Annotated in this window: 20 protein-coding genes; 11 read left to right on the forward strand and 9 right to left on the reverse strand. The window is 58.7% G+C overall.

Going from position 1 to position 17,519, the window contains the following annotated elements; genetic code table 11:
* Positions 1-87 precede the first annotated feature (87 nt).
* The 7 genes from rpe to N5D61_RS14025 all read left to right on the forward strand — a co-directional run bounded on the left by rpe (position 88) and on the right by N5D61_RS14025 (position 6,854).
* Complete coding sequence (rpe, locus tag N5D61_RS13995) at positions 88-759, forward strand: ribulose-phosphate 3-epimerase (protein WP_279893269.1); 672 nt, start codon at positions 88-90, stop codon at positions 757-759.
* Entirely contained in the window at positions 759-1,577 is an 819-nt protein-coding gene (locus N5D61_RS14000) for a phosphoglycolate phosphatase (RefSeq protein ID WP_108239973.1), read from the forward strand. Before rpe ends, N5D61_RS14000 begins: the two co-directional genes overlap by 1 nt.
* A 69-nt stretch (positions 1,578-1,646) precedes the next feature.
* A complete protein-coding gene (gene trpE, locus N5D61_RS14005; protein ID WP_279893270.1) occupies positions 1,647-3,128 on the forward strand; it encodes an anthranilate synthase component I in 1,482 nt (493 codons plus the stop codon).
* Between the two features lie 464 nt (positions 3,129-3,592).
* Positions 3,593-4,192 (forward strand): aminodeoxychorismate/anthranilate synthase component II, encoded by a 600-nt coding sequence (locus tag N5D61_RS14010; protein ID WP_279893272.1) that lies wholly within the window; start codon positions 3,593-3,595, stop codon positions 4,190-4,192.
* Positions 4,193-4,210: 18 nt separating this feature from the next.
* Positions 4,211-5,260 (forward strand): anthranilate phosphoribosyltransferase, encoded by a 1,050-nt coding sequence (trpD, locus tag N5D61_RS14015; RefSeq protein WP_108239994.1) that lies wholly within the window; start codon positions 4,211-4,213, stop codon positions 5,258-5,260.
* A complete protein-coding gene (gene trpC, locus N5D61_RS14020) occupies positions 5,257-6,093 on the forward strand; it encodes an indole-3-glycerol phosphate synthase TrpC (RefSeq protein ID WP_108239976.1) in 837 nt (278 codons plus the stop codon). Before trpD ends, trpC begins: the two co-directional genes overlap by 4 nt.
* A gap of 68 nt (positions 6,094-6,161) precedes the next feature.
* On the forward strand, positions 6,162-6,854 hold the full coding sequence (locus tag N5D61_RS14025) for a lipoate--protein ligase family protein (RefSeq protein ID WP_108239977.1): 693 nt from the start codon (positions 6,162-6,164) through the stop codon (positions 6,852-6,854).
* An 8-nt stretch (positions 6,855-6,862) separates the two neighbouring features.
* Here the strand turns inward: N5D61_RS14025 and crp are convergent, their stop codons facing one another.
* Entirely contained in the window at positions 6,863-7,504 is a 642-nt protein-coding gene (gene crp / locus N5D61_RS14030) for a cAMP-activated global transcriptional regulator CRP (protein WP_108239978.1), read from the reverse strand.
* Between the two features lie 208 nt (positions 7,505-7,712).
* Here crp and N5D61_RS14035 point away from each other — a divergent pair, with 208 nt between their 5' ends.
* Complete coding sequence (locus N5D61_RS14035; protein WP_108239979.1) at positions 7,713-8,135, forward strand: OsmC family protein; 423 nt, start codon at positions 7,713-7,715, stop codon at positions 8,133-8,135.
* Positions 8,136-8,213: 78 nt separating this feature from the next.
* On the opposite strand, the gene coq7 is transcribed toward N5D61_RS14035, so the two are convergent.
* The 5 genes from coq7 to hemJ form a co-directional block, all read right to left on the reverse strand.
* Complete coding sequence (gene coq7, locus N5D61_RS14040) at positions 8,214-8,861, reverse strand: 2-polyprenyl-3-methyl-6-methoxy-1,4-benzoquinone monooxygenase (RefSeq protein ID WP_108239980.1); 648 nt, start codon at positions 8,859-8,861, stop codon at positions 8,214-8,216.
* Between the two features lie 124 nt (positions 8,862-8,985).
* Positions 8,986-9,324 (reverse strand): histidine triad nucleotide-binding protein, encoded by a 339-nt coding sequence (locus N5D61_RS14045; protein ID WP_108239981.1) that lies wholly within the window; start codon positions 9,322-9,324, stop codon positions 8,986-8,988.
* Positions 9,325-9,407: 83 nt separating this feature from the next.
* A complete protein-coding gene (locus N5D61_RS14050; RefSeq protein WP_108239982.1) occupies positions 9,408-10,193 on the reverse strand; it encodes an SDR family oxidoreductase in 786 nt (261 codons plus the stop codon).
* Between the two features lie 56 nt (positions 10,194-10,249).
* Entirely contained in the window at positions 10,250-11,173 is a 924-nt protein-coding gene (locus N5D61_RS14055; protein ID WP_108239983.1) for a DUF805 domain-containing protein, read from the reverse strand.
* Between the two features lie 43 nt (positions 11,174-11,216).
* The gene (gene hemJ, locus N5D61_RS14060; protein ID WP_108239984.1) at positions 11,217-11,642 is read right to left on the reverse strand and encodes a protoporphyrinogen oxidase HemJ; all 426 of its coding nucleotides are present in this window, start codon (positions 11,640-11,642) and stop codon (positions 11,217-11,219) included.
* A 132-nt stretch (positions 11,643-11,774) separates the two neighbouring features.
* Here hemJ and argC point away from each other — a divergent pair, with 132 nt between their 5' ends.
* Together argC and erpA are read left to right on the forward strand one after the other, a co-directional pair.
* Positions 11,775-12,809 carry an N-acetyl-gamma-glutamyl-phosphate reductase gene (argC, locus tag N5D61_RS14065; RefSeq protein ID WP_108239985.1) on the forward strand — a complete coding sequence of 345 codons (1,035 nt, stop codon included), beginning with the start codon at positions 11,775-11,777 and terminating at the stop codon, positions 12,807-12,809.
* A 168-nt stretch (positions 12,810-12,977) separates the two neighbouring features.
* A complete protein-coding gene (gene erpA, locus N5D61_RS14070) occupies positions 12,978-13,328 on the forward strand; it encodes an iron-sulfur cluster insertion protein ErpA (protein ID WP_108239986.1) in 351 nt (116 codons plus the stop codon).
* Positions 13,329-13,402: 74 nt separating this feature from the next.
* Here the strand turns inward: erpA and N5D61_RS14075 are convergent, their stop codons facing one another.
* A complete protein-coding gene (locus N5D61_RS14075) occupies positions 13,403-14,494 on the reverse strand; it encodes an anhydro-N-acetylmuramic acid kinase (RefSeq protein WP_108239987.1) in 1,092 nt (363 codons plus the stop codon).
* Between the two features lie 3 nt (positions 14,495-14,497).
* The gene (locus N5D61_RS14080; protein WP_108239988.1) at positions 14,498-15,934 is read right to left on the reverse strand and encodes a peptidoglycan DD-metalloendopeptidase family protein; all 1,437 of its coding nucleotides are present in this window, start codon (positions 15,932-15,934) and stop codon (positions 14,498-14,500) included.
* Positions 15,935-16,146: 212 nt separating this feature from the next.
* Between N5D61_RS14080 and tyrS the strand changes: the two genes are divergently transcribed.
* Entirely contained in the window at positions 16,147-17,340 is a 1,194-nt protein-coding gene (gene tyrS, locus N5D61_RS14085) for a tyrosine--tRNA ligase (protein ID WP_108239990.1), read from the forward strand.
* Here the strand turns inward: tyrS and N5D61_RS14090 are convergent.
* On the reverse strand, positions 17,327-17,519 hold a 193-nt coding region (locus N5D61_RS14090; protein WP_279893274.1), incomplete at its 5' end, for a hypothetical protein. The genes tyrS and N5D61_RS14090 overlap by 14 nt on opposite strands.

Genomic DNA, 17,519 nt, shown 5'->3' on the forward strand with positions numbered 1-17,519 from the left:
AACCTGCATTCATCCGCCGCACGACCCATGTTCGAAACTCTGGAGTACAATGCGCGCCACCGTGATTTCGCTCAAAAAAGGTGCGTCATGCAGCCCTTCGCTATTGCTCCTTCGATTCTGTCCGCCGATTTCGCCCGCCTGGGTCAGGAAGTCGACAATGTTCTGGCCGCCGGCGCCGACATCGTTCACTTCGACGTCATGGATAACCACTACGTCCCCAACCTCACCATCGGCCCGATGGTCTGCGCGGCGTTGCGCAAATACGGCATCACCGCGCCCATCGACGTACACCTGATGGTCAGCCCGGTGGACCGCATCATCGGCGACTTCGTCGAAGCCGGTGCGACCTACATCACCTTTCACCCGGAAGCGACCCAGCACATCGACCGTTCGCTGCAACTGGTGCGCGAAGCGGGCTGCAAATCCGGCCTGGTGTTCAACCCGGCGACCCCGCTGAACCTGCTCGAATACGTCATGGACAAGGTCGACATGATCCTGCTCATGAGCGTGAACCCCGGCTTCGGTGGCCAGAAATTCATCCCTGGCACGCTCAACAAGCTGCGTGAGGCGCGAGCACTGATCGATGCCTCCGGGCGCGACATCCGCCTGGAGATCGACGGCGGCGTCAACGTCAACAATATCCGTGAGATCGCTGCGGCTGGGGCCGACACCTTCGTCGCGGGCTCGGCCATTTTCAATGCCCCCGATTACAAAGAGGTCATTGAAAAAATGCGTGCAGAACTGGCGCTGACTCGCTGATGAGCGGCTTCGAACAGCTCTTTCCCGGCCGCCTGCCTCGGCTGATCATGTTCGACCTGGATGGCACCCTCGTCGACTCGGTGCCAGATCTGGCCGCCGCTGTGGACAAGACGCTGACTCAGCTCGGTCGCGCCCCTGCCGGCATCGAACGGGTCCGTGACTGGATCGGCAATGGTGTTCGCGTGCTGGTGCGGCGCGCGCTGGCCAATGGGATGGACCACTCGGCTGTCGATGAGGCCGCGACCGAAGAAGCGCTGGCGATCTTCATGGAGGTCTACGGCGACAATCATTCCCTCACGCGCGTTTACCCCGGCGTGCGCGAAACGCTGAAATGGCTGCAGAAGCAAGGGGTGGAGATGGCCCTTATCACCAACAAGCCGGAGCGTTTCGTGGCGCCGCTGCTGGACGACATGAAGCTGGGGCGTTTCTTCCGCTGGATCGTCGGCGGTGACACGCTGCCTCAGCAGAAACCGGATCCGGCAGCGTTGTTTTTCGTCATGAAAATGGCCGGGGTGCCCGGCTCGCAGTCCCTGTTCGTGGGCGACTCCCGCAACGACGTGCTGGCGGCGAAGGCGGCCGGTGTCGCCTGCGTCGCATTGAGTTATGGCTATAACCACGGGCGTCCGATTGCCGAAGAGTCCCCGGCGCTGGTCATCGACGATCTGCGCAAACTGATTCCCGGTTGCTTAGAAGCGGGGGCTGGGATAACGTTGCCCGACGTTCCACACCCTTCCTTTAGAGAATCCATCGTGGTGGTCACTCGCAAACTCTGGATGAAAGTCATCAAGGCCCTGGCCCGTTGGCGTTGGCGCGCCTGATTTGAATCTGGCCGGGCTTCCGGCGCGTTTGCATACCTGACCGTTTTACCTCTTGCCACGAGGCTGATCATGATCCGCGAAGAATTCCTGCGTTTGGCCGCTGAAGGCTACAACCGCATTCCGCTTGCTCTTGAAACCATCGCCGATTTCGACACGCCGCTGTCGATTTACCTGAAACTCGCCGACGAGCCGAATTCTTACTTGCTCGAATCGGTTCAGGGCGGGGAGAAGTGGGGGCGTTACTCGATGATCGGTCTGCCATGCCGCACGGTGCTGCGTGTGCATGATCACACCGTGAGCGTGACCCATGACGGCGTTGAAACCGAACGCTTGGAGGCAGAAGACCCTCTGGCGTTCGTCGAGACCTTCAAGGCGCGTTACAACGTCCCGACCATCCCCGGCCTGCCGCGCTTCAATGGCGGGCTGGTGGGTTATTTCGGCTATGACTGCGTCCGATATGTCGAGCCGCGATTGGGCAAATGTCCGAATCCTGATCCAGTCGGTGTGCCGGACATTCTGTTGATGGTGTCCGACGCCGTGGTCGTCTTCGACAACCTCGCCGGCAAGATGCACGCGATCGTGTTGGTTGACCCCGCCCAGCCTGAGGCCTACGAGGCGGGCCATGCTCGCCTGCAAGCACTGATGGAAAAGCTGCGCCAACCGATCACGCCACGTCGCGGGCTGGATTTGACCCGTCCGCAAGCGGCTGAGCCGGTGTTTCGCTCCAGTTTCACCCAAGGCGATTACGAAAACGCGGTCGATACGATCAAGGAATACATCCTGGCAGGGGACTGCATGCAAGTGGTCCCGTCGCAGCGCATGTCCATCGACTTCAAGGCCGCGCCTATCGACCTGTACCGCGCGCTGCGTTGCTTCAACCCGACGCCTTACATGTACTTCTTCAATTTCGGCGACTTCCATGTTGTCGGCAGTTCGCCCGAAGTGCTGGTACGTGTCGAAGACAACCTGATCACCGTACGGCCGATCGCCGGTACACGTCCGCGCGGTGCGACCGAAGAAGCGGATCATGCGCTGGAAGTCGATCTGCTCTCCGACGACAAGGAAATCGCCGAGCATTTGATGCTCATCGACCTGGGCCGCAACGACACCGGTCGCGTCTCGGAGATCGGCTCGGTGAAGCTGACCGAAAAGATGGTCATCGAGCGCTATTCCAACGTGATGCACATCGTTTCCAATGTCACCGGCCAATTGAAGCAGGGCCTGACGGCGATGGACGCCCTGCGGGCGATTCTGCCGGCCGGCACCCTGTCCGGTGCACCGAAGATTCGTGCGATGGAAATCATCGATGAGCTGGAACCGGTGAAGCGCGGCGTGTATGGCGGAGCGGTGGGCTACTTGGCGTGGAACGGCAACATGGACACCGCGATTGCCATTCGCACCGCAGTGATCAAGAACGGTGAACTTCACGTTCAGGCGGGCGGCGGGATCGTGGCCGACTCGGTGCCTGCGCTCGAGTGGGAAGAAACGCTGAACAAGCGCCGCGCCATGTTTCGCGCCGTGGCGCTGGCCGAGCAGACCCCCGAGGGGTAATGCGCCGCTGATGGGGTCGAACGCGGGTGTCTCTGGCCCCGCGTTTCCCTTTAGTTGCCGGGGGCCGGTCCGCAGAGCTCAACGTGTTTCGGTGCGCGCAACCTACCCAAACAGAGTGGCTGATCCGCCTCTTGAGCGCCGTTCTGACTCCTTTCAGTGGTTTTTTCTGGCGTAGAATCATATTGCGCCGGGTGACCCGGTACGCTAATGTCCCGAAACGTTTAGATGAGACTCCTTCCGTGACGACTGTCAGCAAACTCTTGATGCGCGTTATCAAGGCCCACGCCCGTTGGCGTTGGCGCGCCTGACTTTTCCCCTGCCGGATTCCGGCTCTGCTACACCCTGCCTTCGAACAACGCCTTGCGCGACAGTTGACCCTTCCCTTGGCGGGACATGCCAGGCGATGAGTCAGGCAAAGTTTCGAAGGTTCGCACAAGGTCAGATTTCAAGAGGTTAAGCACGCCATGCTGCTGATGATCGATAACTACGACTCTTTTACCTATAACGTCGTGCAATACCTGGGCGAACTGGGCGCCGACGTTAGAGTCATCCGCAACGATGAAATGACCGTGGCCGAAATCGAAGCGCTCAATCCGGAGCGCATCGTGGTTTCGCCAGGCCCCTGCACGCCTAATGAGGCGGGTGTCTCCATCGACGTCATCAAGCACTTTGCAGGCAAGCTGCCCGTGCTAGGCGTTTGCCTCGGCCATCAAGCGATCGGCCAGGCGTTTGGTGGCGATGTGGTCCGCGCGCGTCAGGTGATGCACGGCAAGACCAGCGACCTGATCCATGAAGACCAGGGCGTGTTCGCAGGTCTCAAGCACCCTCTGACGGTCACCCGTTATCACTCGTTGGTGGTCAAGCGCGACACCTTGCCCGACTGCCTGGAGATGACCGCCTGGACTCAGTTGGAGGACGGCTCGGTCGACGAGATCATGGGCGTACGTCACAAGACGCTGAACGTCGAGGGCGTCCAGTTCCATCCTGAGTCGATTCTCTCCGAACAAGGCCATGAGCTGTTCGCCAACTTCCTCAAGCAGACCGGCGGCGTGCGTCAGGGTTAAGGACACTTCGATATGGCGATGGATATCAAAACGGCGCTGGGCCGGGTTGTAAATCAACTGGACCTGACCACCGACGAAATGCGCGATGTCATGCGCGAAATCATGACCGGGCAATGCACGCAGGCACAGATCGGCGCCTTTCTGATGGGCATGCGGATGAAGAGCGAAACCATCGACGAAATCGTCGGTGCCGTTTCGGTGATGCGCGAACTCGCCGATCAGGTTCAGTTGCAGTCGTTGGATCGTGTGGTCGATATCGTCGGCACCGGCGGCGACGGCGCGAATATCTTCAACGTTTCCACGGCCGCATCGCTCGTCATCTCGGCAGCGGGCTGTACCGTCGCCAAGCATGGCAATCGCGCGGTGTCGGGCAAGAGCGGCAGTGCCGACTTGCTGGAGGCGGCGGGTGTGTACCTGAACCTGACCCCGGTTCAGGTAGCACGCTGCATCGACAGCGTGGGGATCGGTTTCATGTTCGCTCAGACCCATCATCAAGCGATGAAGCATGCCGCGGGTCCGCGCAAGGAAATGGGGCTGCGCACGCTTTTCAACATGCTCGGTCCACTGACTAACCCGGCAGGGGTCAAGCATCAGGTGGTCGGTGTATTCAATCAGGCGCTGTGTCGCCCGCTTGCCGAGGTACTCCGGCGCCTGGGCAGCAAACATGTGCTGGTGGTGCATTCGCAGGATGGCCTGGACGAGTTCAGCCTCGCCGCACCCACGTTCGTGGCGGAACTCAAGAACGATCAAGTGACCGAATATTCGGTACAACCCGAAGACTTGGGTATCAAGAGTCAGAGTCTGTTTGGTCTGGTTGTGGAAAGCCCTCAGCAGTCGCTGGAGTTGATTCGTGACGCATTGGGGCGCCGCAAGACCGAAAATGGCCAGAAGGCGGCGGAAATGATTGTGCTCAATGCGGGTGCGGCGCTCTACGCGGCGGATCACGCGTCGACGCTGAAAGAGGGTGTGGAACTGGCCCATGACGCGCTGCATACCGGCCTGGCCCGTGAAAAACTGGAAGAGCTGGGTGCCTTCACTGCGGTATTCAAACAGGAGAATGAAGGATGAGCGTGCCAACGGTACTGGAAAAGATTCTCGCCCGTAAGGCCGAAGAGGTGGCGGCACGTCGCGCCAGCGTCAGCTTGTCCGAGCTGGAGACCCTGGCTGCCACAGCCGATGCCACGCGCGGGTTCGCCAAGGCACTGATCGATCAGGCCAAGCGCAAACAGCCGGCGGTCATCGCGGAAATCAAGAAGGCCTCGCCCAGCAAAGGGGTTATCCGCGAGAACTTTCAGCCTGGTGAGATAGCCAAGAGCTACGAAGCGGGTGGCGCAACCTGCCTGTCAGTGCTCACCGACATTGATTTCTTCCTGGGTGCCGATGCTTATCTGAAGGAAGCACGCAGTGCGTGCAAGTTGCCGGTCATTCGCAAGGATTTCATGATCGACCCCTATCAGGTGGTCGAAGCGCGCGCATTGGGTGCCGATTGCATATTGCTGATCGTATCGGCCCTCGAGGATGGACAAATGGCGGAACTGGCCTCCGTCGCCAAATCCAACCAGCTCGATGTGCTGGTTGAAGTGCATGATGGTGACGAGTTGGAGCGCGCGCTGAAGACCCTCGATACTCCGTTGGTCGGCATCAACAACCGCAACCTGCACACCTTCGAGGTCAGCCTGGAAACCACCCTTGACTTGCTCCCGCGTATCCCGCGTGATCGCCTGGTGGTGACCGAAAGCGGGATCTTGAACCGCGCCGACGTCGAATTGATGGAAATCAACGACGTGTATACCTTCCTCGTGGGCGAAGCCTTCATGCGTGCCGAAAAACCGGGTGTGGAATTGCAGCGTCTGTTCTTCCCGGAGAAGGGTGCGGCGATCAAGTCCAGTACGCTGGATTGATTGGGCAGGCATACCTGTTCCATAGGTGAGAGCAAGCTCACGCCCAGTGACCGTCGGCAGGCTATCGAATGAGTAGATACCTCGAGATCTGCGTAGAGGCTGGCCTGCAGGCCGAACAGGACCTGCTGGCCTCGGTGTGCGCCGGAGAGGCCGATCACGGACTGCTGTTCTGGCGGCCCAATGACCACGCGCTAGTCATGCCTCGGCGTCTCAGCCGCCTGCCCGGTTTTACTGAGGCCAGCGAAACGCTGGCGGACATCGGCTGGCCTGTTCTGCTTCGGGAAAGCGGGGGCGAGCCGGTCCCCCAGTCCCCCGCCACAGTCAACGTTGCGCTGGTCTACGTTCAGCCGAAGACGGAGCCTGATCGCGACCGTATCGAAAACGCCTACATGCGGCTGTGTCAGCCTATGCTCGATGTCTTGAATGAGCTGGGCGGCGTTGCATCGCTCGGAGAGGTAGACGGCGCATTCTGCGACGGCCGTTTCAACGTGAACCTCAACGGGCGCAAAATGGTGGGGACCGCTCAGCGCTGGCGTCAGAGTCAGGGCGGGAAACGCCCGGTGGTGTTGGCCCACGGTGCGATGCTGCTGGACAACGAGCGGGTCGACATGGTCAATGCGGTCAACCGCTTCAATGAGATGTGCGATCTTGAGCAACGTTGCCGGGCAGACAGTCACGTTGCGCTGCGGGAAATGTACGCGGGTAACGATTTCCTCGACCGGCTGACAGAACGCTACGCGGCCGTGCTGGTCGGCCTGTAGCAAAGGGCTCAGCGAGTGCCGTAGACCACCATGGTCTTGCCGCGCACGTGCACCAGTTTCTGCTCTTCCAGCGATTTCAATACGCGTCCTACCATCTCCCGAGAGCACCCCACAATGCGACCGATCTCCTGACGGGTAATCTTGATCTGCATGCCGTCCGGGTGAGTCATGGCGTCTGGCTGCTTGCACAGATCCAGTAGGCTGCGAGCCACGCGCCCGGTGACGTCCAGAAAGGCAAGATCGCCGACCTTGCGTGTTGTGTTACGCAAGCGCTCGGCCATCTGTCCGCCCATCGCGTACATCAACTCAGGATCATGCTGACTTAGCTCGCGGAACTTGGCATAAGTGATTTCGGCAACTTCACACTCGGTCTTGGCGCGCACCCAGGCGCTCCGCGAGCCGTCGTTGACAGGCTGAAAGAGCCCAAGCTCGCCGAAGAAGTCACCACTGTTCAGGTAGGCGACGATCATCTCCCGCCCGTCACTGTCTTCGATCAGAATCGTCACCGACCCTTTGATAATCAGGTAGAGGGACTCCGACTGTTCACCTGCACAAATGATGTTGGTTTTGGCCGGACAGCGCTGTCGTTGAGCGTGAGGAAGGAGTTTGTCGACCAGCTTCATTTTGTTTGGAGGGGTCATGGCAACCATGGGGGTATCCCGTAAAAAACTGCGCCCTGCGGCATTCTTATAGGTATCGGCAGTATTTCTGATTTACCGCAGTTCTACAGCGGCGATTCGCCATTTTTTCGGAAAATTCCTACATTTTTGTCCCGGAGCGGCAGTTTCCGGCCCGCGCAGCGGCACAGCGACCTTGTGCTAAGCTGGCCGCCTTTTTTCAAGCATTGGAGTCCTGGGGATGAAAGCGCGTATTCAATGGGCGGGTGAGGCCATGTTCCTTGGCGAATCGGGCAGCGGCCATGTGGTCGTGATGGACGGCCCGCCCGAGAGCGGCGGTCGAAACCTGGGTGTGCGCCCAATGGAAATGGTGCTGATCGGCCTGGGCGGTTGCAGCAACTTCGACGTCGTCAGCATCCTCAAGAAAGCGCGCCAGCCGGTCGAGAGCTGTGAGGCCTTCCTGGAGGCCGAGCGCGCCACCGAGGACCCGAAGGTCTTCACCAAGATCCATTTGCATTTCGTGGTCAAAGGCCGTGGCCTGAAGGAGGCCCAGGTCAAACGCGCCATTGAACTTTCGGCTGAAAAATATTGCTCGGCGTCCATCATGCTCGGCGCTGCCGGCGTCGAGATTACCCACGACTACGAGATCATCGAGCTGGGTTGATTGACAGGAAAGGCGCCATTCCGGCGCCTTTCCGATACGTGCCCCCACAGAAGACAGCCCTCGCTGTCGTGACCCTTCTCAGATGCGGTAAGTGCTCTTGGTCATCACCTTGGCCAACAGGCTCATGCCAAACTTCACCGGGGCCGGGAAGCGATAGCCCCCGGCTTCAATGGCGCCTTCGGCGTGCTGTTCCTCATCGGTTCGCATCTGCTCCAGAATGGCGCGGGACTTTTCGTCCTCTGCTGGCAGCTGTTGCAGGTGCTCGTTCAAGTGTTTGCACACCTGATCTTCAGTGGCTGCGACGAACCCTAGACTGATTTTGTCGCTGATCAGGCCAGCGACCGCGCCGATCCCGAACGACATGCCGTAGAAAAGCGGATTGAGCACACTGGTGTGACTGCCCAACTGATGGATGCGCTGCTCGCACCACACCAAGTGGTCGATTTCTTCTTCCGCCGCGTGCTCCATCGCTTTGCGCACCTGGGGCAACTTCGCGGTCAGGGCTTGCCCCTGATACAGCGCTTGAGCGCAGACTTCACCGGTATGGTTGATGCGCATGAGACCGGCGACATGACGGGTCTCGGTCTCGCTCAGCTTCGAGTCACGCTGGACGATGGCAGGTGAAGGGCGATGAGCGTGCGCACTGGCGGGCAGCAGCGTTTTCATCGCCGCATCGGCTTGCAAGAGAAAACGATCAATAGGGGAGTAGTGACGTTCGGTAGCCATGGGCACCTCCGGATAAAACCACGGCGGTCAGTCTACCTCAATCCGCAGGGCGGGGCTTGCTCTGCATCAGCCCGCCGAGGCGCCAAACAGACACCTGGCGAGCATAACGCGTTGAAATCGCGACTTAACCCGGCGGCCAAGTCATTTGACGTTTGCCCAAGACATGCAGGTGAATGTGATAAACGGTCTGGCCGCCTTTCTCATTGGTGTTCATGACCACCCGAAAGCCGTCTTCACAGCCTTGCTCTTTGGCCAGGCGCTGGGCAGTGAACAGAATGTGGCCCAGCAACCCCTTGTCCTCTTCCGTCACGTCGTTCAGCGTGGCAATGGGTTTCTTAGGAATGACCAGAAAGTGGACCGGCGCCTGTGGCGCGATGTCGTGGAAGGCCAGTACCTGATCATCTTCGTAGATGATCTTCGCCGGGATTTCCCGGTTGATGATCTTGGTGAACAGAGTTGTCACAGCCTTGTGTCTCCTTAGAAGAGGAATGATCCGAGTGTACTGGGGAGGTCATACCGCGCCCAGCCATTTCTTGAAGCTTGTGGTCAGGCCGACAGTCTCGACTTGATTATCGAGCTCCAGATTTTGCGGGTCAGCCAGCGACCCGTTACGCGCGGCAGACCGGTGATGAAACGGTTGCGCCATCCGGGAATAATGATCGCCTTGTTCTTGTCGAGCGCACGCACGGTATAGAGCGCAACCTCTTCAGCTGTCAGGGTTGTGTCGTTGATGAAATTGTCAGCGTTCAACTGGGCCGCGCGGAAAAACGAGGTGTGCGTCGGGCCTGGGCACAGTACTGAAACCTTCACCCCGGTTTTCTTCAGTTCTTCGCGCAGCCCTTCCGAAAAATGCAGAACGAACGCTTTGCTCGCCGCGTAGGTGCTCATCCACGGTCCAGGCTGGAATCCCATGATTGATGCCACATTAAGGATCTGGCCGCCGCCCTGTACGGCCATCAAATTGCCGACGGTGTGGCAAAGGCGGGTCATTGCCAGGACGTTGAGGTCGAGCAGGTCCTGCTCCTGCGCCCACTCCTGAGCGAGAAACGGTCCGCTGTTGCCAATGCCAGCGCAGTTCACGAGCAAGTCGATCTGCCTCTCGCCATCTTCCAGTTCCAAAAGAAAGCCGGAAAGGCGCAGCGGCTCACCCAGATCACAGGCGCGGAAAAGCACCTCGACGCCGAAGCGCTGGGTAAATTCGATTGCGATGCTCTCCAGCATGTCCCGATGGCGGGCCACCAGAATCAGGTGGCGACCACGACGGGCCAGCGCTTCGGCGATGGCCAGGCCGATACCGCTGGATGCGCCGGTGACGAGGGCGTAACGGGTCATGCTGTTCTCCAATAAGGTGTTGCGAGTGTCGAGACAGCGTCCTTGCTGCCAGGCAGTTATTGATCGTCGTCTGTGCCGGATAGCTCATCGACCTCTGGAGGATCGACAGGAACGATGGGTTCGGCAGCGCCTTCGGCGTCATCGTCATACGGCAGCGATTGTTCATACTCGCCGGTGGTGATTTCGACTTCTTCTTTGACTTTTTGCAGGCCACCCATCAGGCCACCCGCGAACACCACGGCGAGAAAAATTACCCAGAGAGCGGCGAGGCATTTGACCCCTCTGGTATTGGGCGGAGGCGGCGGGCCGTAACGATTCGGACCACTGTTCCCTGGGATGATCATCATCAGGAAAGGAAAGAAGCTGCCCACGAATGGCACGAGATTGAGCAACAGCAGCCAGGCTGACCATCCCGCGTCGTGCAGACGTTGCGCCCCCATCTGAATGCTGATGACGACTACCGCCACAAACAGAACGGCGGCCAGCAGCCCGCCAGCCACCAGCGACAGGCTCATGACCCCAAAGCACAAGGCCGCGAGCAGCAAGCCTATGAACGTCAACACCATGGTCCAGGCCAGATAGCGCAGCCTGCCGATACGACCTTGCACGGTAAATACCTTCAGCTCTCCCACGGTCGGCCACGGCTGGGCGACCGCAGAGCGCGGCGGCGCATAGGGCGATTTGGGCTGCTCTAGCGCGGCGTGTACGGGCGCTGGTTCTTCGATGTCTTCAAGAGTCCAGGCGACAGGCTGCTCCGCCTCGACTCGGGCATCCACCCCTGCGTCATTCAGTGCTTTCAAATAGCGCTGCGCATCGTCATGAGTCAGGCCTCGCTTGAGCGTAATAGGCTTGCCAGAGAACAGCCGGTCGACGGAGGACACGTCAGTCTTGAACAGTTGCGCAAGGTTCAGACGTGCAGTCTCCAGATCGACCCCTGTTCGGAGCTGCCCTTCGAAAACGATCTTGAAATGCTCGGCCATGGTTGGCTTCCTTGTCAGGGTTGAAGGCGTCTCTTGCCAGAGATCAGAACGGCTTGACCACTACGAGAATGACGACAGCCAGGAGAATCAGAACCGGAATTTCGTTGAACCAGCGGTAGAACACGTGACTACGGCCATTTTCGCCCCGCGCGAAACGCTTCACTTGAGCGCCACACATATGGTGGTAGCCGATCAGGATGACCACCAGCGTCAGCTTGGCATGCAGCCAGCCCTGTTGGAGGTAGCCGGGGATGAGTGTAATCAGCCAGATACCAAACACCAGCGTTGCGATCATGGCGGGCCCCATGATGCCGCGATAGAGCTTGCGCTCCATGGTACAGAAACGTTCACGGCTGACGGCGTCTTCGCTCATCGAGTGGTAGACGAACAGGCGGGGAAGGTAGAAGAGGCCTGCGAACCAGCAGACGAGGGAGACGATGTGCAGTGCTTTTATCCACAGATAGAGCATTTTGGTTTTTCCAGGATCACGGTGGCGCAAATAGTAGTGGCTTGCGTGCCCGTACGTCACGTTCACGGTTGTCCCGAGGGCGACGGACTCATATCATCAGCGGCTTTCCAGTGGTTTCGTTGAGGGCAGGTTATGGTCAAGGTCGGTATCGTCGGTGGCACGGGTTACACCGGCGTCGAGTTGCTGCGTCTTCTGGCACAGCATCCGGAAGCAGAAGTGGTCGCGATCACTTCGCGTTCCGAGGCGGGTTTGCCGGTCGCCGACATGTATCCGAACTTGCGCGGTCATTATGACGGACTGGCCTTCAGCGTTCCCGATGTGAAGGTGCTGGGTGCCTGTGACGTGGTGTTCTTCGCGACGCCTCATGGCGTTGCCCATGCGCTGGCAGGTGAACTGCTCGCAGCCGGTACCAAAGTGATCGACCTTTCCGCAGATTTTCGTCTGCAGGACCCAGTCGAATGGGCCAAATGGTACAACCAGCCCCACGGTGCGCCTGAGCTATTGCCTGAAGCGGTGTACGGCCTCCCGGAAGTCAATCGCGAGCAAATCAAAGGGGCTCGCCTCATCGCCGTACCGGGCTGCTACCCAACCGCCACCCAGTTGGGCTTCCTGCCGTTGCTCGAAGCAGGTCTGGCGGATCCGTCCCGCCTGATCGCCGACTGTAAATCCGGCATCAGCGGCGCAGGACGTGGCGCTAGCGTCGGGTCGCTGTATTCCGAAACGAGTGAAAGCTTCAAGGCCTACGCCGTGAAAGGCCATCGCCATCTGCCGGAGATCAGCCAAGGGCTGCGTCGCGCAGCGGGTGGTGACATCGGTCTGACCTTCGTACCGCATCTGACGCCAATGATTCGTGGAATTCACGCCACGCTGTATGCGACGGTGGTCGACACCTCCATCGATCTGCAGGCATTGTTCGAAAAGCGCTACGCCAATGAGCCTTTTGTCGATGTGATGCCGGCCGGCAGCCACCCCGAGACGCGCAGCGTTCGCGGTGCCAACATCTGCCGCATCGCCGTTCACCGTCCTCAGGGCGGCGATCTGGTGGTGGTATTGTCGGTCATCGACAACTTGGTCAAGGGCGCATCGGGCCAGGCAGTGCAAAACATGAACATTCTGTTCGGATTGGATGAGCGCCTCGGACTGGCTCATGCAGGCATGCTTCCCTGACAAAAGCGTCCTCAGGCCTTGAGGGCGCTGCAGGGGCGCAGGCGTTTGGCTTGCCCCCTGTCGCTCGAAGCCTGTCGCTGTCACTGGAATAGTTGACCAATTTTCTAGGACAAGCGGATAATGGCCGTCATTACGCAATATGACGGCTTACCGCCGGGAGATTTGAGCATGAGTGTTGAAACCTTCACACCTACGGCTCTGGAATTCACGCAAGGTGCTGCGCACAAAGTGAAAACCCTGGTCGATGAAGAGGGCAATGACCGCCTGAAGTTGCGAGTTTTCGTGACCGGTGGCGGCTGTTCCGGTTTCCAGTACGGTTTCACCTTCGATGAAGACGTTGCCGACGATGACACCGTTGTCGAGCGAGAAGGTGTGAGCCTGGTCGTCGACCCGATGAGCTTCCAGTACCTGGCCGGCGCAGAAGTGGACTATCAGGAAGGGCTGGAAGGCTCTCGTTTCGTGATCAAGAATCCGAACGCCGCGACGACCTGTGGGTGCGGTTCTTCCTTCTCGATCTGAGCCTTGCTGGCAACGACGTCCTGCAAAAAAGCCGCGTTTGTTACGCGGCTTTTTTTTGCATCATGCCGATCGATTCAGGCAGGGTAAATCGCCCCTAGAACCCGTAAGCCCTTGGCTCCGGTAACGCTGGGGCGGTTGGCAGGGACGCTTTCCAGCGCGCAATGTGCCAGCCAGGCAAACGCCATGGCTTCCACCCAGTCAGGGTCGACGCCGAAGTCGGCTGTACTGGACACTTTGGTATTCGGCAGCAGTGCCGCCAGTCGACCCATCAAGGCCTTGTTGTGAGCCCCGCCGCCGCAGACCAGCAATTCTTTGGTCTGCGCTTGAGCTGATTGCAACGACTCGGTGATGCTCAAAGCCGTTACTTCAAGCAGCGTCGCTTGCACGTCTTCGGGCCTCAGCGTTGGCAACTGAAACAGGTGATGATGAACCCAGCCAAGGTTGAAGACTTCCCGCCCCGTACTTTTTGGGCCGCGAGTCTGAAAGAACTGATCGCTGAGCATGGATTTCAGCAGATCGGGGTTGACGGTTCCGCTGGCGCCCCAGGCGCCGTCTTTGTCGTAACTCAGGCCGCGCTGGGCTTGAATCCACGCATCGAGCAAAACGTTGCCCGGGCCCGAATCGAAACCTGAGACCGGTTTGTCGATTTCGATCAGGCTCAGGTTACTGAAGCCGCCGACGTTGAGAACTGCGCGGTAGTCCTTGTTATCGTCGAACAACGCTTCGTGAAACGCCGGGACCAAAGGAGCGCCTTGCCCCCCGGCGGCGATGTCACGCTTGCGAAAGTCGCTGACAACGGTAAGGCCCGTCAGCTCCGCGAGCAGCGCCGGATTGCCGATCTGAATGGTGAAGCCGCGCGCCGGTTCGTGCCGAATCGTCTGGCCGTGGCTGCCGATGGCTCGGATCTCACCGGCGGACACGTTCTGTTTGTCCAGTAACGCCAATACGCCTTGTGCCGCGAGGTGCACCCATTTCTGCTCGGCGATGCCTGCGCGCGCCAGCTCGTCGGGTCCACTGGCGCAAAGCCCCAGCAACTCAGCGCGCAAGTCGTCAGGCATGGGGATGTAATGAGTGCCGAGCAAACGCGGGCGGTCACCCTGTTCTACGAGTGCGAAGTCGAGTCCATCCAGACTGCTTCCGGACATTACACCTACATATAAAGTCATGGGTCAGCGCTTACTCGAGGCCAGCATGGTGGCCTTTTCCTGGTCCATGCGCGCCATCAGTGGTTGGCTCTCCTGCATGAACCGCTGTTTTTCGGACTTGGCGATCGGGTCTGCCATTGGCAGTTTCTGACCCAGAGGGTCAACGTGAACGCCGTTTACCTGAAACTCGTAGTGCACATGCGGACCTGTGGACAGGCCGGTTGTTCCAATATAACCGATGACCTGACCTTGTTTGACCACCGATCCATTCTGAATGCCTTTGGCAAAACCCTGCATGTGGCCATACAGCGTGCGGTAGGTCTCGCCATGCTGGATGATCACCGTATTGCCATAGCCGCCGCGACGGCCCGCGAGGATGACTTTCCCATCACCCGTCGCCTTGATCGGTGTGCCGCGAGGTGCAGCATAGTCGATACCCTTGTGGGCGCGGATTTTGTTCAGGATCGGGTGCTTACGGCCCATCGAGAACAGCGAACTGATGCGAGCGTATTCTACTGGCGTGCGGATAAACGCCTTACGCATGCTGTTGCCATCGGCGGTGTAGTAATTGGTATTGCCCTGCTTATTGGTGTAACGCACGGCTGTGTACGTCTTGCCACGGTTAGTGAAACGGGCAGACAAGATATTGCCTGTGCCGACGGTCTTGCCGTTGATCACTTTCTGCTCGTAGATCACGTCAAATTCGTCGCCCTTGCGGATGTCCTGAGCGAAGTCGACGTCATAACTGAAGATATTGGCCATATCCATCGTCATGCTGTGGCTCAGTCCGGCGCGTTGTGCCGATTGCGAGAGCGAATTATTGATCACACCATGGACATAGGCCGTGCGCACGTTGGGTTTGCTGACATCGCGAGTAAAGGTGTAGCCCTTTTCGGTTCTGGACAGGCTGATGGTTTCCAGATCGCTCAGCTTGCTGTGTAGCTGCTTGAGGTTGCCATCCGGCCCAAGCTCGAATTGCAAGACCTGCCCGTTCTTCAACTGGCTGAACTGCTTCGCTTGCTTGTCGCTGGCCATGACCTCGTGCACCGCAGCCGCTGGCAACCCTACCTTCTCGAACAGCGTGGAAAGCGTGTCCCCTTTGGAGACGACGATCTCTCTGTGATTAGCGTTTTTCGCAGCGGCGACGGCTTCTTTTTTGACAGGCGCTGCCGCAGGCTCGTTTGTGGCAGTTCCTTCAGTGGCATCGTCGCCGTTGTCGATCTGCGCGAATGGAGATTCAGTCGGGAGTTCTGTGGCTTGAGACTGATCTTGAGCGTCTTGTTCTTGCTTGAGCTGCTCGATCGGGGTTTCCGGTTCGAGACTGAGGTGAGTTTTTTTGGCTTCGACATCACTGGATGGAAAAACCAGAAGGGCCAGGCTCAGCAGGGCCGCGATACCGCTGGCTGCGAGCAGGTGGCTCTTCGGATAAAGCGGAGGCGCTTTAGGCGGAGTGTCGTTCATAGGTAATTTTGACTTTGAAAAAAGATGAAATGGAAAAGATGAATGACATGATGAAGATGAAATAACTGTATAAAATATAACCAAAACCTGCCCGAGGCAAGCTTGCGTGCGGATCCGCTCCGGATTCGCGGGGCTGTTCTGTCCCGAACTTGTATTTGGGCGGTGATCTTGTATGGTTGTTTCCCTTTGAAATATGGCATTACGGGGCTGTTATGAAGTCGGTTGAAGAGCAGCTGGCGCTGATCAAGCGCGGCGCGGATGAACTCCTGGTCGAATCCGAATTGGTCGCGAAACTCAAGCGTGGTCAGCCACTGCGCATCAAAGCCGGTTTCGACCCGACTGCGCCGGACCTGCACCTGGGGCATACGGTGCTTATTAATAAGCTGCGTCAATTCCAGGAGTTGGGCCATCAGGTCATCTTTCTGATTGGCGATTTCACCGGCATGATCGGCGACCCAAGCGGAAAAAGCGCAACACGTCCGCCGCTCACGCGCCAGCAGGTGCTTGATTACGCCGAAACCTATAAATCCCAGGTCTTCAAGATTCTTGATCCGGAAAAAACCGAGGTGGCATTCAACTCCACCTGGATGGATCAGATGAGCCCTGCCGATTTCATTCGTCTTTCATCTCAATACACGGTTGCCCGCATGCTGGAGCGGGATGACTTCGACAAGCGCTATACCTCGAATCAGTCCATTGCCATCCACGAGTTTCTTTATCCGCTGGTCCAGGGCTACGACTCCGTCGCCTTGCGAGCTGATGTCGAGCTGGGTGGTACGGATCAGAAGTTCAACCTTCTTATGGGGCGTGAGTTGCAGCGCGCCTATGGTCAAGAAGCGCAGTGCGTCCTGACCATGCCCTTGCTCGAAGGTTTGGATGGCGTGAAGAAGATGTCCAAATCCCTGGGTAACTATGTGGGGATTCAAGAAGCACCCGGCATCATGTACAGCAAGCTGGTTTCTATTCCGGATGCGTTGATGTGGCGCTATTTCGAATTGCTGAGCTTTCGCTCAATGGAGGAGATCGGCGCGTTCAAGGCTGAGTGCGAGGCTGGGGCGAATCCGCGCGATATCAAGATCAAGCTCGCAGAGGAAATCGTCGCTCGTTTTCATGGCGAAGAGGCAGCTGCCTCTGCGCACCGTTCCGCGGGCAATCGCATGAAGGATGGCGAGCTGCCTGAGGATCTGCCGGAGATTGCGGTTCCTGGGACTGAAGACATGCCGATCGCTGCTGTCCTTAATAAGGCAGGGTTGGTCAAGAACGCGGCAATCGCTCGCGACCTCCTTGCGTCGGGCGGTGTGCGCGTTGATGGTGAGGTGGTAGATCGGAGCTTCATCTTCAAGCTGGGTGCGACACATGTTTGCCAGGCGGGCAAGAAGGCATTCGGGCGCATCACGCTGAGCTGAGGCTGGCGTCCGCTGCGCGGGGCGGTTTGCCGCCTCCTGCGGAGCCTGATGAGAAACTTTCCTCTTTTCCGAAATAAGTGCTTGACGGGCCTTCAGATGTCTCTATAATTCGCCCCACTTCCGGCGCAGTCGGAACCGAAAACTCCTTGAAGATCAACGAGTTGCGGGTTTCAGACAGA

Origin of the sequence: Pseudomonas sp. GD03842, from assembly GCF_029841165.1 — a bacterium.
GTDB lineage: Bacteria > Pseudomonadota > Gammaproteobacteria > Pseudomonadales > Pseudomonadaceae > Aquipseudomonas.

Excerpts from the sequence above, each read along its gene's own strand:
- rpe (WP_279893269.1), top strand. The coding sequence starts at position 88 with ATGCAGCCCTTCGCTATTGCTCCTTCGATTCTGTCCGCCGATTTCGCC.
- N5D61_RS14000 (WP_108239973.1), top strand. The coding sequence starts at position 759 with ATGAGCGGCTTCGAACAGCTCTTTCCCGGCCGCCTGCCTCGGCTGATC.
- trpE (WP_279893270.1), top strand. The coding sequence starts at position 1,647 with ATGATCCGCGAAGAATTCCTGCGTTTGGCCGCTGAAGGCTACAACCGC.
- N5D61_RS14010 (WP_279893272.1), top strand. The coding sequence starts at position 3,593 with ATGCTGCTGATGATCGATAACTACGACTCTTTTACCTATAACGTCGTG.
- trpD (WP_108239994.1), top strand. The coding sequence starts at position 4,211 with ATGGATATCAAAACGGCGCTGGGCCGGGTTGTAAATCAACTGGACCTG.
- trpC (WP_108239976.1), top strand. The coding sequence starts at position 5,257 with ATGAGCGTGCCAACGGTACTGGAAAAGATTCTCGCCCGTAAGGCCGAA.
- N5D61_RS14025 (WP_108239977.1), top strand. The coding sequence starts at position 6,162 with ATGAGTAGATACCTCGAGATCTGCGTAGAGGCTGGCCTGCAGGCCGAA.
- crp (WP_108239978.1), bottom strand. The coding sequence starts at position 7,504 with ATGGTTGCCATGACCCCTCCAAACAAAATGAAGCTGGTCGACAAACTC.
- N5D61_RS14035 (WP_108239979.1), top strand. The coding sequence starts at position 7,713 with ATGAAAGCGCGTATTCAATGGGCGGGTGAGGCCATGTTCCTTGGCGAA.
- coq7 (WP_108239980.1), bottom strand. The coding sequence starts at position 8,861 with ATGGCTACCGAACGTCACTACTCCCCTATTGATCGTTTTCTCTTGCAA.
- N5D61_RS14050 (WP_108239982.1), bottom strand. The coding sequence starts at position 10,193 with ATGACCCGTTACGCCCTCGTCACCGGCGCATCCAGCGGTATCGGCCTG.
- N5D61_RS14055 (WP_108239983.1), bottom strand. The coding sequence starts at position 11,173 with ATGGCCGAGCATTTCAAGATCGTTTTCGAAGGGCAGCTCCGAACAGGG.
- hemJ (WP_108239984.1), bottom strand. The coding sequence starts at position 11,642 with ATGCTCTATCTGTGGATAAAAGCACTGCACATCGTCTCCCTCGTCTGC.
- argC (WP_108239985.1), top strand. The coding sequence starts at position 11,775 with ATGGTCAAGGTCGGTATCGTCGGTGGCACGGGTTACACCGGCGTCGAG.
- erpA (WP_108239986.1), top strand. The coding sequence starts at position 12,978 with ATGAGTGTTGAAACCTTCACACCTACGGCTCTGGAATTCACGCAAGGT.
- N5D61_RS14075 (WP_108239987.1), bottom strand. The coding sequence starts at position 14,494 with ATGACTTTATATGTAGGTGTAATGTCCGGAAGCAGTCTGGATGGACTC.
- N5D61_RS14080 (WP_108239988.1), bottom strand. The coding sequence starts at position 15,934 with ATGAACGACACTCCGCCTAAAGCGCCTCCGCTTTATCCGAAGAGCCAC.
- tyrS (WP_108239990.1), top strand. The coding sequence starts at position 16,147 with ATGAAGTCGGTTGAAGAGCAGCTGGCGCTGATCAAGCGCGGCGCGGAT.